Origin of the sequence: Arthrobacter sp. Soil761 (assembly GCF_001428325.1) — a bacterium.
Taxonomy (GTDB): Bacteria; Actinomycetota; Actinomycetes; order Actinomycetales; family Micrococcaceae; genus Arthrobacter.
In genome coordinates this window covers 41,983-54,543 of record NZ_LMSF01000031.1, presented here as the reverse complement: position 1 = coordinate 54,543, position 12,561 = coordinate 41,983, and the positions used below count along the sequence as shown (strand labels likewise).

General features: G+C 66.7%; 12 protein-coding genes, 6 tRNA genes and 1 riboswitch. Of the genes, 7 read left to right on the top strand and 11 right to left on the bottom strand.

Translation table 11 applies throughout. The annotated features are described in order from the left end of the window. Positions 1-11 precede the first annotated feature (11 nt). From ribA to ASG79_RS20535, 10 genes are all read right to left on the bottom strand, one after another. Positions 12-746 (bottom strand): GTP cyclohydrolase II, encoded by a 735-nt coding sequence (gene ribA / locus ASG79_RS20580; protein WP_056393665.1) that lies wholly within the window; start codon positions 744-746, stop codon positions 12-14. Beyond that, positions 743-1,492 (bottom strand): 3,4-dihydroxy-2-butanone-4-phosphate synthase, encoded by a 750-nt coding sequence (ribB, locus tag ASG79_RS20575; protein WP_082581848.1) that lies wholly within the window; start codon positions 1,490-1,492, stop codon positions 743-745. Before ribB ends, ribA begins: the two co-directional genes overlap by 4 nt. Continuing rightward, positions 1,489-2,151: a riboflavin synthase gene (locus ASG79_RS20570; protein ID WP_056393663.1), complete on the bottom strand. Its 663-nt coding sequence runs from the start codon at positions 2,149-2,151 to the stop codon at positions 1,489-1,491. The genes ribB and ASG79_RS20570 overlap by 4 nt, the downstream gene beginning before the upstream one ends. Next, complete coding sequence (ribD, locus tag ASG79_RS20565) at positions 2,151-3,290, bottom strand: bifunctional diaminohydroxyphosphoribosylaminopyrimidine deaminase/5-amino-6-(5-phosphoribosylamino)uracil reductase RibD (RefSeq protein ID WP_056393661.1); 1,140 nt, start codon at positions 3,288-3,290, stop codon at positions 2,151-2,153. The genes ASG79_RS20570 and ribD overlap by 1 nt, the downstream gene beginning before the upstream one ends. Before the next feature lie 168 nt (positions 3,291-3,458). Further along, positions 3,459-3,607: riboswitch (FMN riboswitch) on the bottom strand. Positions 3,608-3,646: 39 nt separating this feature from the next. Next, positions 3,647-4,324, bottom strand: coding sequence for a ribulose-phosphate 3-epimerase (rpe, locus tag ASG79_RS20560; RefSeq protein ID WP_018770771.1), 678 nt, complete (start codon positions 4,322-4,324; stop codon positions 3,647-3,649). Between the two features lie 178 nt (positions 4,325-4,502). Next, on the bottom strand, positions 4,503-6,083 hold the full coding sequence (locus ASG79_RS20555) for an RsmB/NOP family class I SAM-dependent RNA methyltransferase (protein WP_056393659.1): 1,581 nt from the start codon (positions 6,081-6,083) through the stop codon (positions 4,503-4,505). Next, on the bottom strand, positions 6,080-7,000 hold the full coding sequence (gene fmt / locus ASG79_RS20550) for a methionyl-tRNA formyltransferase (protein WP_056393658.1): 921 nt from the start codon (positions 6,998-7,000) through the stop codon (positions 6,080-6,082). Before fmt ends, ASG79_RS20555 begins: the two co-directional genes overlap by 4 nt. After that, entirely contained in the window at positions 6,997-7,599 is a 603-nt protein-coding gene (gene def, locus ASG79_RS20545) for a peptide deformylase (protein ID WP_018770768.1), read from the bottom strand. The genes fmt and def overlap by 4 nt, the downstream gene beginning before the upstream one ends. A 77-nt stretch (positions 7,600-7,676) precedes the next feature. Beyond that, entirely contained in the window at positions 7,677-8,537 is an 861-nt protein-coding gene (locus tag ASG79_RS20540) for a cytochrome (protein ID WP_056393657.1), read from the bottom strand. Between the two features lie 105 nt (positions 8,538-8,642). Continuing rightward, a tRNA-Val gene (locus tag ASG79_RS20535) sits at positions 8,643-8,714 on the bottom strand. 328 nt (positions 8,715-9,042) lie between these two features. On the opposite strand from ASG79_RS20535, the gene ASG79_RS20530 reads away from it, so the two are divergent. The 7 genes from ASG79_RS20530 (at position 9,043) to ASG79_RS20500 (ending at position 11,364) form a co-directional block, all read left to right on the top strand. Next, positions 9,043-9,115, top strand: a tRNA-Gly gene (locus ASG79_RS20530). Positions 9,116-9,162: 47 nt separating this feature from the next. Continuing rightward, positions 9,163-9,233, top strand: a tRNA-Cys gene (locus tag ASG79_RS20525). Positions 9,234-9,271: 38 nt separating this feature from the next. After that, positions 9,272-9,343 (top strand) — tRNA-Val (locus ASG79_RS20520). Positions 9,344-9,397: 54 nt separating this feature from the next. Further along, a tRNA-Gly gene (locus tag ASG79_RS20515) sits at positions 9,398-9,470 on the top strand. A 32-nt stretch (positions 9,471-9,502) separates the two neighbouring features. Beyond that, a tRNA-Val gene (locus ASG79_RS20510) sits at positions 9,503-9,577 on the top strand. Positions 9,578-9,714: 137 nt separating this feature from the next. Then, positions 9,715-9,978 (top strand): antitoxin, encoded by a 264-nt coding sequence (locus tag ASG79_RS20505; protein ID WP_026265999.1) that lies wholly within the window; start codon positions 9,715-9,717, stop codon positions 9,976-9,978. Between the two features lie 165 nt (positions 9,979-10,143). Next, the gene (locus tag ASG79_RS20500) at positions 10,144-11,364 is read left to right on the top strand and encodes a benzoate/H(+) symporter BenE family transporter (protein ID WP_200953204.1); all 1,221 of its coding nucleotides are present in this window, start codon (positions 10,144-10,146) and stop codon (positions 11,362-11,364) included. Here ASG79_RS20500 and zapE read toward each other — a convergent pair. Then, positions 11,361-12,398 (bottom strand): cell division protein ZapE, encoded by a 1,038-nt coding sequence (zapE, locus tag ASG79_RS20495; RefSeq protein WP_018770764.1) that lies wholly within the window; start codon positions 12,396-12,398, stop codon positions 11,361-11,363. The two genes, ASG79_RS20500 and zapE, sit on opposite strands and share 4 nt — an antisense overlap. Positions 12,399-12,561: the final 163 nt, after the last annotated feature.

Genomic DNA, 12,561 nt, shown 5'->3' with positions numbered 1-12,561 from the left:
TCTTGTTCCGTTCAGTCTTGTTCGTGGTCGAAAGGGGTTTCAGGGGCGGGCACGGGCACGGGAGCCACGCCGGTGTCCAGCAGCAGCCGGTGTTCCATGCGGTCCTTCTTGGTGCGCAGGTAGCGGATGTTCTGTTCGCGGGACGGCACCTCCGTAGGCACCATTTCCACGACCTTCACGCCCGCCTTGGCCAGCCTGTTCTGCTTGTCCGGGTTGTTGCTCAGCAGCCGCACCTCATGCAGGCCCATTTCGGCCAGGATCTGGGCTGCGGCCTTGTAGCACCTGGCGTCAACGGGGAGGCCCAGCTGCTCGTTCGCCTCAACTGTGTCGAAGCCGGCTTCCTGCAGGGCGTAGGCCTTGATCTTGTTGGCCAGGCCAATGCCGCGGCCTTCCTGCCCGCGCAGGTAGAGCAGCGTGCCGCCGTTGTCCCGGATCAGTTCCAGCGCGAAGGCAAGTTGTTCGCCGCAGTCGCAGCGGTAGGAACCGAAGACGTCGCCGGTGAGGCACTCGGAGTGCAGCCGCACCAGTGGTGCTTTACCGTCAGTGGGAGCGTTGGGGGAACTGACGGCGAGGTGTTCCACACCCGTCACCAGGTCCGTCCATGCCTGTGCCACGAACTCGCCGAAGGCCGTGGGCAACTGTACAACCGGCCCTCCGCTGACGGGATGGGGCGCTGCGCCGGACACCGTGTGGTGTTTCCGGTGGCCGTTCTGGTGGCTGTCGTCGGTGGCTGCCGCTGCCGTCATCGCTTCTCCTTCTCTTCGCCCGGCGTTACCCGGACATCCTCACGCTGGGTTCCCCCGGCCCCGGCTTCAAGATACGCCACCAGGTCCTCGATGGAGATCAGGGGGCATCCATGTTCAGCTGCGAACGAACGGAGCCCGTCCAGGCGCATCATTTCACCGTCGTCATACACCACTTCCGCGATCACCCCGACAGGCTCCAGGCCTGCAAGGCGGCACAGGTCCACCGCGGCCTCGGTGTGCCCCTGGCGTTCCCGCACTCCACCGTCAACCGCGCGAAGCGGGAAAATATGCCCCGGGCGGGTCACGGATGCAGGACCGGCGTGCGGGTCGGCCAGAATCCGGGCGGTCAGGGCCCGGTCCGTGGCGGAGATTCCGGTGCTGACGCCGGTGGCGGCGTCGCAGGATACCGTGTAGGCCGTGCCTTTGGCGTCCTCGTTGACCGCCGTCATGGGAGGCAGTGCCAGTGCATCCGCGCGGTCTCCGGTCAGCGGCACGCAAATGACGCCGGAGCTGTACCGGATGGTCCAGCCCATCAGGGCGGGCGTGGCGTGCTGGGCGGCGAAGATGATGTCGCCTTCGTTTTCGCGGTCCTCGTTGTCGACGACGAGCACGGGCCGGCCGGCGGCCATGGCCCGGACTGCGTCCTCAATGGAGTCCAGTCCCACGGCAGGCGCGGACGTCCGTCCATCGGTCACAGTGACAGCCTCCGCGGATGCGGCGGGTTCCAGGCGTACGGCGGCGTTCACCGTGCACCTCCTGCAACCGCGGCGCCACCGGTACCGGTTGCTGCATCCGCGTCGCGGAAGGCCAGCAGCCGCTCGGTGTACTTTGCCAGCACGTCGACCTCCAGGTTCACCCGGCTGCCGGTGGTTTTGGTCCCCAGGCCCGTTTCTGCCAGCGTGGTGGGGATCAGGCCTACCTCGAACCAGGGTTCCTGCTCCGAAGCCGGGCTGACGGCCGTCACGGTGAGGGAGACGCCGTCGATGGCGATGGAGCCTTTCTCGGCAATGTAGCGGGCCAGGTTGGCGGGGACGGCAAAACGCAGCCGCTCCCAGTTGCCCTGGGGTTCGCGTTCCAGCAGGACCCCCACGCCGTCCACGTGGCCCTGGACCACGTGTCCGTCCAGCCGGCCGCCCGCGGGAACACAGCGCTCCAGGTTGACCGAATCGCCGGCTGCGAGTTCGCCGATGGTGCTCCGGACCAGGGTCTCCCCCATGACGTCCACGCTGAACTCCTTGCCGTCGATGGCGGTTGCCGTGAGGCAGACCCCGTTCACGGCAATGGAGCCGCCAAGTGCCAGGCCTTCGGTGGAGCCGGGGGCGTGCAGCCGCACGGTGGCGCTGGTGTTACCGTCACGCTCGACGGACAGCACCTGCCCCTGCTCGGCAATAATTCCGGTGAACATCAGTAGCCTCCCTGGGCTTCTTCCGCGCTGCCGCGGGTTGGTGGGTGGTCGAGTGCAACTTTCCGTTGCGGTCTGAGGTGAAGCCTGAGGTCCCGGCCGAGCGTCCGGACGGCGCCGCCGTCGGCCTCGTCCCATTCCCATTGCTGGGCGTCCGGGAGGCTGGTGATGCCCAGCCCGTTCAGGGCGGGGGTGCCGGATCCCAGCAGGGTGGGGGCAAGGTAGACGATGAGTTCGTCTACCAGGCCGGCAGAGAGGAAGGAGCTGAGGATCCGTGAGCCGCCTTCCACCATCACATGCCGGATCCCGGCTTTGTACAGCAGGGTCAACGCTTCGCGGGGGTTCCGGGTGGGGAGGTGGACAGCCAGGCCGTCATCGCCGTGGATCGCGGCGTCGTCCGGAATTCCGCGCAGTCCCATGACGGCCCGTACCGGCTGTTTGGGTGCGGGGTCTCCGGAGGGTTCCCGGGCGGTCAGGCGGGGGTTGTCCACCAGCACGGTCTGGGTGCCCACCAGGATGGCGTCGATGCGGCCGCGGATTCCGTGGTTGTCTGCCAGCGACTCAGGGCTGGAGATCCATTGGCTGGTGCCGTCTTCGGCTGCTATCCGGGCGTCCAGGGTCTGGGCGATGTGGAGGGTGACGAACGGGCGCTTGGCGGCGACTGCCTCAAACCACTGGCGGTTCAGGTCCAGGGATTCGTCGGCGCCGAGGCCACTGCGGACCCGGACGCCGGCCGCCCGCAGTGTTGCTGCGCCACCGGCCGCCGGGTCATGGGGGTCGTCGACGGCGTACACCACGTCCGTGATGCCGGCGTCGATGATCGCCTGCGTGCACGGCCCGGTGCGGCCCACGTGGTCGCAGGGCTCCAGCGTGACCACCATGGTGCAGCCGGATAGATCAAGGCCGACGGCGGCGGCCTGGGCGATTGCGTCCGCTTCGGCATGCGCGGTGCCGGCGCCGCGGTGGTAGCCGGTGACAAGTTGGCGCCCGTCAGGACCGACGACGACGGCGCCCACCAGGGGATTCGCTCCGCGCGGACCCTGCAGGGCTGCCTGCAGGGCGTGCTCCATGGCGCGGGTTACGTCGGCGCTGAAGGCGGTGACCACCCCGGCCGCGGGCTTCAGTTCCACCGGGCCCGTCATGCGGCGGCCGGGACGGATGGGGTGCCTGCCTTGGAGGCGGCAGTATTTTCGGCGGTTAAGAGCCATCGCTGGGGGTTCATGCGTGTCGTTCCTTCCCTGTCGAACCGCGATGGCTCCGGGGATACGACAGCAGAACGTTGCGGACCCAACGGGCCCACTGATACAGCTGTACGTGCTTCTCTCATCCAGACTTTAACTGTCGGTACCGGAATTCCACCGGTTCAACCGTCCGCCGGAATCCTCCTGGGAGGAAGCCGGCTCGCGGGTCGCGGACTGTCACCGCCGGTTCGGACTTACACCGACCCCGGAGCACGTATGTGTGTTGTTATTGTGCCACAACCGGCAGGGGCACCCGGTTATTCCGTCGCCCCGCGTAATGTCCGGCTGCCCTTGTGGCGCAGCAGGTCGATGGCTGCGGCGGGGTCATCGGCGCCGTAGACGGCAGAGCCCGCCACAAAGACGTTGGCGCCGGCCTCGGCGGCGCGGGTGATGGTTTCCTCGGTGATCCCGCCGTCCACCTGGATGGCAACTCCCAGCCCGGAGCCTTCCACAGCTTCGCGGGCCCGGCGGATTTTGGGGAGCGTGACGTCCAGGAACGCCTGGCCGCCAAAGCCCGGTTCCACAGTCATGATGAGCAGCATGTCCAGCTCCGGCAGCATGTCGAGGTACGGCTCCACGGGGGTGGCGGGGCGAAGCGCCATGCCCGCTTTGGCCCCCCTGCTGCGCAGTTCCCGCGCCAGCTTGATGGGCGCAATGGATGCCTCGGCGTGGAACGTGACCGATGCCAGGCCTGCGTCGGCGAACCCGGGCGCCCAGCGGTCCGCGTCGGCAATCATCAGGTGGGCGTCGAGTGGAACCGGGCTGACGGCCTGGATCCGCTGCACCACCGGCAGCCCGATGGTCAGGTTGGGGACGAAGTGGTTGTCCATGACGTCCACGTGCACGGCGTCGGCGTTGCTGATCCGCCGCAGTTCGGCCTCAAGGTTGACGAAGTCGGCGGAGAGGATGCTCGGGTTGATGCAGCATTGCGTCACAGGGTTGCCTTTCGGATGAACGTGCGTTGGTCGCAGCGAAGTTCCAGCCCGCTGCAGGGAGCGGGCGGGGCTGGTAGCCGCAGGTCGGGAAGCCGGGAATTCTTCCTGGCCAGGTTTCTTTGCCTGTCAGGTTTCTTTGCCTGTCAGGTTTCTTTGCCTGTCAGGGTTTCTTCTCCTGTCAGGATTTTTTCTGTATCAGGGCCAGGAACATGGCATCGGTGTGGTGGATGTGGGGCCAGAGCTGCGCGGTCAGTTCATGGCCCGCGCCAAGGCTTCCAGTGAGGCTGACTGCGTCAAGTGCGGCGCCGGCATCGAGGAGTTCCAGGTCGCCGCGCTTCCGGAGCACGTCGGCCACAACAGCTGTGGTCTCTGCCGGGTGCGGTGAACACGTCACGTAGGCCACCACTCCCCCGGGCCGAACCGCGGCCAGGGCAGAGTTCAGCAGCTCGCGCTGCAGTGGGCCCAGGTCTGCAATGTCCTTGGGCGAGCGACGCCACCGGGACTCGGGCCTGCGCCGAAGTGCCCCCAGGCCGGTGCAGGGAACGTCCACAAGGACACGGGAGTATTGCCCCGGCTGTTCGGCGCCTACATCCCGGCCGTCGCCGGTCCGGACCTGCCAGCTGTCCTGCGGTACGGCGGACAGTGCCTGGCTGACAAGCTTTGCGCGGTGCGGGGCGGGCTCGTTCGCAAGAAGCGTGGCCCCCCGCTGGTGCGCAAGGGCACCAAGGAGTGCCGCCTTTCCACCCGGGCCTGCGCAGAGGTCGAGCCACGCTTCACCGGCACCATCGGCCGCCTGGCCGAGGTTCACTGCGGCCAGGGCCCTGGCCACCAGCTGGGAACCGACATCCTGCACCCGGAGGGTACCGGCGCGTACGGATGCCAGCCGCCCCAGGTCACCGCCGCTGGAGAGCGCGGAGCCTTCCACCAGTTCCCCGGGGGTGGCACCGTTTTCCAGCGCTTCGTCGAGGCTGCCCAGCCCCGGCAGGGCCACAAGGTTGACCACAGGGGCGGCGTTGTCCGCTTCGAGCAGGTCGTTGATCTCGGCTGCGGGCCGGCCATGGGCCACGAGCGACTGGCGCATTGCCCGGACAATCCATTCGGGGTGGGCGTACCTGAGCGAGGCAATCTTCGTCTCGTCGGTTTCGCCCTCCACCAGCAGGTCCAGCCATTCCTCAAGGGGGTGGGCAGTGACCTTGCGGAGGACGGCATTGATCAGCGCGGAGGGTCCCGCCCCGATGACGGCACGGGCAAGTCCAACCGTCTGGTCCAGGGCGGCGTGCGCGGGGACCCGCATGGCCAGCAGCTGGTGGGCGCCGATACGGAGGGCGTCGAGGACGGCGGGGTCAAGCTGGGCCAGGGGCCGGTCCACGCACCGCGCCAGGATGGCGTCGTAGGTGCCTTGGCCGCGCAGGGCTCCGTAGCTTAGTTCCGTGGCGAATCCGGCGTCGCGTTTGTCCAGCCGGTGGTGCCGGATCCGCGCGGGCAGCACGAGGTTGGCGTAGGCGTCCTCCTCAGCCACGGCACGCAGCACTTCGAAGGCCACCAGGCGGGCTGGATCGGCGCGCCTGGTCCGCTGCGACGGCGCCTGCCCGGTGAAGTTCCGCTGCGGCCCGCGGTTGCGTTCCCGCCCTTTGGCATCCCTTCTGCTGGCATCCCGGGGTCCGCCCTTGCCGCGGCCGCCTCCTCCGGCGCTTCCCCCTCCGCCGGTGTTTGGTCCGCCCGTGTTCCGTCCACCTGTATTACCGCCGGACACGCTCATTCGAACACCACACCCTCCAGTGAAGCCATGCCGCGTGCCCAGTCGGCTGCAGCCATCATCTTTTTCCCAGCGGGCTGGACCCGGGTGAGTTCCACGGCGTGTGAACCTGTTCCCACCAACACGGCTTTCCCCTGCAATGCCACTGAGCCAGGGGCAAGTCCTGAAATATCCGGCCGGAGCCGGACAGGTTCGAGCTTGACCCGCTGCCCGTCCAGCAGGGTCCAGGCGCCGGGCTCAGGGGTGACTCCGCGTGCCTGCCTGTTGATGGCAAGGGCCGGGTGGGACCAGTTAAGGTGTCCGTCTTCCAGGGTCAGCTTGGGTGCCAGGGAGACCTCTCCGGCCTGCGGCTGCGGCGACGCTTTTCCGGCCTCGATGGCGGACAGTGTCTGCGCCAGCAGGACGGCACCGCTGCGGGAAAGCCGCTCAAGCAGGTCTCCTGCCGTGTCCTGGGGCCTGACCGCCTCGGTGAGGGTGCCAAAAACAGGACCGGTGTCGAGTCCCTCTTCAAGCTGGAAGGTCACGGCACCTGTGACATCGTCTCCGGCAATGACGGACCGCTGGACCGGTGCCGCGCCTCGCCAGGCCGGCAGCAGGGAGAAATGCAGATTGACCCAGCCGTGCGGCGGTATGCCCAGGGCCGCAGGGGGGACCAGTCCGCCGTAGGCAACGATGGCCGCGACGTCCGGCTGCACTGCGGCGATGGCGGCGACGGCGTCGGCGTCGACCCGGGCGGCACGGATGACATCAATGCCCAGTTCCCCGGCCCGTTGTGCCACCGGCGACGGCGTCAGTACGCGTTTGCGGCCTACCGGGGCATCGGGACGGGTCAGGACCGCGACCACGTTGAAGCCGGCATTGACGAGGGCGTCCAGGGATGGCACGGCGACGGCGGGCGTCCCCGCGAAGAGGACCCTCACCCTGCTCCGCCAAAGCTGGAGCCGGGGGTGCTGGTTTGGCCAAAGCCGGCCCCGCCGAAACTCGATCCCACGTTCTTGGCGCGCTTGGCTGTGGTCCGCCCGGCGACGGCGTCGTAATTGGCGTTGCGGATGGACCGCAAGGCAGCCTTCCGGTCTTCGCCTTCGAGGCGGTCGGTGTAGAGGATGCCGTCCAGGTGGTCATTTTCGTGCTGGAAGCAGCGTGCCAGCATGCCCTCCCCGTCGATGGACACCGGATGTCCATGCATGTCCACGCCGGTGACCCGGGTGGCGCGGAAGCGGCGGACAGGGAAACCGAGGCCCGGAATGGACAGGCAGCCTTCCACCTGGTCCGGCTGGTAGTCCCCGCTGTTCTCCAGGACCGGATTGATGATGTGCCCTTCCACACCGTCGATGCGGTAGGTGAAGACGCGCTTGCTGACGCCGACCTGCGGGGCGGCAAGCCCTGCACCGTCCACGTCCTCCATGGTTTCGGTCATGTCGGCCACCAGTTTGGCAAGCTCGGGTCCGAATTCCGTCACGGGATCGGCAACTGTGCGCAGCACAGGATCACCGATGATGCGGATATTCAGAATAGCCATGCGCTGTTTGTCCTCACGGTTGGCGGCAAAGGGAACCTATCCAGTTTAGGTGCAGTCTCTCCGGGTCCATCCGGCGCTTAGGCGGTACGGGCCTGTGCCAGCGGCGGGGGTGCGATGGGCAGCAGCGCGGTGCCTGCACTGATGGTGTCCGCCGACAGTTCCCAGACCCGGCGCAAGGCGCAGAATTTCCACCAGTGGTTCTTGAGGACCTCGGGGTTGGCACGGACGGGCCGGACCTCCGTCTCCCCGATGGCGACGGCCAGCAGGACCGGGTTTTCGCCGTACTTCCAGGGCTCCCAGGTTCCCGCCTCCGCATCCACCAGGCTTTCCTCCGCCTTCATGCCGGCCACCAGCTGCATCACTACTTTGTCGTCCAGCGGTTTGACCAGGCCGTCTCGCGTTGTGCCCTTGGTCTTGTAGTCGATCAGGCAAATGCGTCCGTTGATCCGCGCCACAAGGTCAAGGGTGCCGGCGTAGCCCACGGTGTTGTTCCAGACCGTGATCTCGGGGGCGATGGGCTCCACCTGGAAGAGCTCCCACCACTCGTCGAAGCGGACCGCGAACGCTTCCTCCCCGTTGGCGGCCAACGCCTCACGGGCCTCCTTCATGGCGTGGGGACGTCCCAGCGCTCGCAACGCCACCTGCTCGCAGTAATTGTGGACGCGGTCCCCGCGCCGGGCGGCATCATCACGATAGGTTTCCGCAGCCTTGGCCGCACGGTTGATGGCCTGCTTGATTTTGGCCGGGCTGCCCAGGCAGTCCGACAGCAGCGGATCATTGGCCAGGCTGCTGGCACCCATGTAACCGAACCAGCCATCAAGGCCATGCGGCTGCTGGCTGATAACCGTGGTGATGGAAGGTACGGAAAACTGCTCAGACGTTGACCGTGCGTACATCCGGCCGTATTCGGTGGCGTGGGCGAGAAGCGGATCAGTCATACAAAAGACTCTTTCACAGGGGGCCGACAAAAGCTCCGGGAGGCAGGCGCTGCACATGAAAAAGGCCCGTCTCCGCTGCTGATGAGCGGAAACGGGCCTCTGCGGTGGGCGATACTGGGTTCGAACCAGTGACCTCTTCGGTGTGAACGAAGCGCGCTACCACTGCGCCAATCGCCCCGATGCATTTGAATGCTAGCCCACCTCTGCCCTATTTCAAAAATCGAACAACACACCCCGCTGACCGGTACCGCGCCGCAGCCTCTGCCTGGCCGGGAATCCTCGAAAGCAGCCCGGCGGAGCACAGCCTGCCGCCCCCGGGCGCCCCTGCCGCCGTCGGAAATTACACACCTGTAACTCGCAAAAACCGCGTGATTACAGCGATCTGGAGGCACACAATGGGCGCAGGGCCGGCGCGATTTGGAGAATCCCGGAACCTCCTATATTGTTTTTACTCGTTGGAACGCGAGGAAATGCCGGAAACGGCAGGGAATCAACCCTCCAAAATGCGGACGTAGCTCAGCTGGTAGAGCACCACCTTGCCAAGGTGGATGTCGCGAGTTCGAATCTCGTCGTCCGCTCGCAGGACACTGTCACAGCAAAGGTTCTTCGGAATTGACGCTAACACGGTGGGTTGGCCGAGAGGCGAGGCAGCGGCCTGCAAAGCCGTATACACGGGTTCGAATCCCGTACCCACCTCGGTGAAAACCAGGGTTTCCGGATCCTTCGGATGCAATGGGCGATTGGCGCAGCGGTAGCGCGCTTCCCTGACACGGAAGAGGTCACTGGTTCGATCCCAGTATCGCCCACTGGCAAGGCAACTTGCCCGCAGTACCACCGGTTTACCGGTCCATCCTGCACACGCGGACGTAGCTCAGCTGGTAGAGCACCACCTTGCCAAGGTGGATGTCGCGAGTTCGAATCTCGTCGTCCGCTCTCTTACATCCCACAGCCGGTCTTCCGGTTCGGGGCGATTGGCGCAGCGGTAGCGCGCTTCCCTGACACGGAAGAGGTCACTGGTTCGATCCCAGTATCGCCCACCATGTAAAGCAGCTCTGCGGAGCTGCTTTTTTCGTATTCCCAATCCGCTGCAGGCGAATTCCCTTGGCACACCTTTCACGCCCGGATAGGATCGAAGGCGCGAGGAGCGACCTGGCTCCGCGACAGAAGGGAGGTGCTCGTGGGTTTGATTGACGATCTAAAGGGCAAGGCTCAGGGTCTCATCCGCGGCAACGAGCAGGCCATCAAGGACGGCATCAGCAAGGCCGGCGATTTCGTCGACACGAAGACCGGCGGCAAGTACGCAGGCCACGTCGACAAGATCCAGGATGGCGCTTCCAAGCTCATTGACAAGAACGGAACCCCGGGCCAGGCACCTGCCCCCGGACAGGTTCCCCCGGCAGCTCCTGAAAATCCGGTTCCGCCGGTGGACAGGGCTCCGTAAAGGATTTGGCCGGGGCCTTGCCCCAGCACGTCAACGGGGCGCGGGTCCCGCCGCGAGGCGGCGCCCGCGCCTTTGGCGTTTAAAAATGCCCTCGGCTGCCCGGCCAGTCTGCCTTTGGCAGCCCCGATTGCCGGTTCCCAAACCCGCGCCGGTAACCTGCCGGGTATGCCCAACTCCCCTGCACCCTCCAGGACAACCAAGGCCGGACTGCCGCGGTTCGACTCCCGGCCCGTTGTCGCCGGGATCGTTACCGCCCTGGTGGGCTTTACCTCGTCCTTTGCCGTAGTCCTCGCCGGCCTCAAGGCGGTGGGCGCCGATTCCACCCAGGCCGCGTCCGGCCTGCTGGCGCTGACCCTCGCCGTCGGGCTGGGCGTCCTGGTCCTCGCCTGGCGCTCCCGGGTTCCGGTGACACTGGCCTGGTCGACGCCGGGTGCGGCGCTGCTGGCTGCAGCGGGAATGCCCGACGGCGGGTGGCCGGCCGCCGTCGGCGCCTTCCTGGCGACAGGCCTGCTGTTGGCCCTGACCGGCATGGTGCCGGCGCTTGGCAGGTTGATGGCGCGGATTCCGTCCCCGCTGGCGCAGGCGATGCTGGCGGGGGTCCTGCTCCAGCTTTGCCTGGCCCCCTTCAAAGCCCTGGGCACGGTGCCCGGTTTTGTGGCGCCGGTGATCCTGTGCTGGCTGGTGATGATGAAGTTCGCTCCGCGGTGGGCGGTACCCGCGGCTTTGCTCATGGCCCTGGGCGTGATCGGAATTTCCCTGGCGTCCGCCGGGACGCCGGTGGACGCGGGAGGCCTTATGCCCGCACTCGCCTGGACCACGCCGGCGTTCAGCCTGCAGGCCCTGGTGGGCATCGCCGTCCCGTTGTTCGTGGTGACCATGGCGTCGCAGAACGTTCCCGGGGTGGCTGTCCTGCGGTCATTCGGATATGACACTCCGTGGCGGCCGGCGATGCTGGTCACGGGAGCGGGGACTGTTGCGGGGGCTCCGTTCGGCGGCCACGCCATCAATCTTGCAGCGCTCAGCGCGGCGCTGGCCGCGGGCGGGGAAGCAGGCGGGGACCGGAGCAGGCGGTGGGTTGCCGGCTTCACCTCCGGGCTGGCCTACCTGGTGCTTGCCGCTTTTTCCGCTGCCCTGGTGGCGGTGGTGAACCTGGCGCCGGCCGGGATGCTCGAAGCAGTGGCCGGGTTGGCCCTGCTGGGAACCCTTGCGTCGGCGATTTCGGCTGCCCTGGCGGACACGGAAGACCGCATCGCCCCGGCCGTCACGTTCCTGATGGCGGTCTCAGGCCTGGCATTTGCGGGAATCGGTTCCGCGTTCTGGGCGCTCATTGCCGGGCTGGCGGTGCGGTGGGTGCTGCAGCCACGGCGCAGCGGGACCGCCTCTTAGGACGGTTCGTGGTTCTGCCCTTCACGCGCCAGGGCGGTCAGGCGGGACACGGCGCGGAAGTATTTCTTCATGTACCCGCCGGTCATCATTTCCTCGGTGAACAGCTGGTCGAAGGGGACGCCGCTGGCCAGGATGGGAACGTCCTTGTCGTAGAGCCGGTCCGCCAGAACCACGAACCGCAGCGCCACAGCCTGCTCCTTGATGGTTTCCACGTTGCGCCACACCACGCCGTCAATGCCGTCAATCAGTTGGCGGTAGCGGCTGGGGTGGACACCGGCCAGGTGGTGGATGAGGGTGGAGAATTCGTCCTGGGCAACCGTCTTGCCGTCGAACTCCGCCTTCATGTGGGCGTTAAGTTCGCTGTTTCTCAGCGGGGCCGGTGCGGCGGGGAGGCCGCGGTGGCGGAAGTCCTCGCCGTCGATGCGGATGACCTCGAACTGGTCCGCCAGGACCTGGATTTCGCGCTGGAAGTCTACTGCGGCAAAGCGGCCGTCACCCAGGGAACCCGGCAAAGTGTTGGACGTGGCGGCGAGCTTGACGCCGGCGTCGGCCAGTTCCCGCATGAGCCGGGACATCAGGACGGTGTCGCCGGGATCGTCGAGTTCGAATTCGTCGATGCAGACCAGCTTGTAGCTGCTCAGGGCGTCAACGGTCTTGCGGAAGGACAGGGCGCCCACGAGGTTGGTGTACTCCACGAACGTGCCGAAAGCCTTGGGGCCCGGCGAGGCATGCCACAGCGAAGCGAGCAGGTGGGTCTTGCCCACGCCAAACCCGCCGTCAAGGTAGATGCCGGCACGGGAATCGTCCTTTTTGCCGAACAGCTTCTTGAACAGCCCGCCTCCGTTGCCCGACCCCACGCCGTCGGCAAACCCTTCCAGTTCGCGCACGGCGGCGGCCTGGCTGGGCTGCTTGGGGTCCGGGCGGTAGCTCGCAAAGGAGACCTCCCCGAACCGCGGCGATGGGTAGAAGCCCTTGAGGAGTTCGTCCACCGAAACTGCCGGAGTGCGGGCGGCAAGCTGTTCGATCTGTACCAAGGTGGTCCGTTCTGCTGGTGGTTGGTCCCCAGAAAGGATACCGGCAATGCGGACCGGACCCGGGCTGGTTGCCTCCCTCCCGACCGAGGGCGTGACGAAGGCAACATTTCGTCCTATTAACGGAATACGGACAACGTCATGGGCGCTGGCTAGGGTGGGAACA

Coding starts and splice junctions, on each gene's coding strand:
- ribA (WP_056393665.1), bottom strand. CDS start 746: ATGACGGCAGCGGCAGCCACCGACGACAGCCACCAGAACGGCCACCGG.
- ASG79_RS20570 (WP_056393663.1), bottom strand. CDS start 2,151: ATGTTCACCGGAATTATTGCCGAGCAGGGGCAGGTGCTGTCCGTCGAG.
- ribD (WP_056393661.1), bottom strand. CDS start 3,290: ATGACGGGCCCGGTGGAACTGAAGCCCGCGGCCGGGGTGGTCACCGCC.
- ASG79_RS20555 (WP_056393659.1), bottom strand. CDS start 6,083: ATGAGCGTGTCCGGCGGTAATACAGGTGGACGGAACACGGGCGGACCA.
- def (WP_018770768.1), bottom strand. CDS start 7,599: ATGGCTATTCTGAATATCCGCATCATCGGTGATCCTGTGCTGCGCACA.
- ASG79_RS20540 (WP_056393657.1), bottom strand. CDS start 8,537: ATGACTGATCCGCTTCTCGCCCACGCCACCGAATACGGCCGGATGTAC.
- ASG79_RS20500 (WP_200953204.1), top strand. CDS start 10,144: ATGCCCAACTCCCCTGCACCCTCCAGGACAACCAAGGCCGGACTGCCG.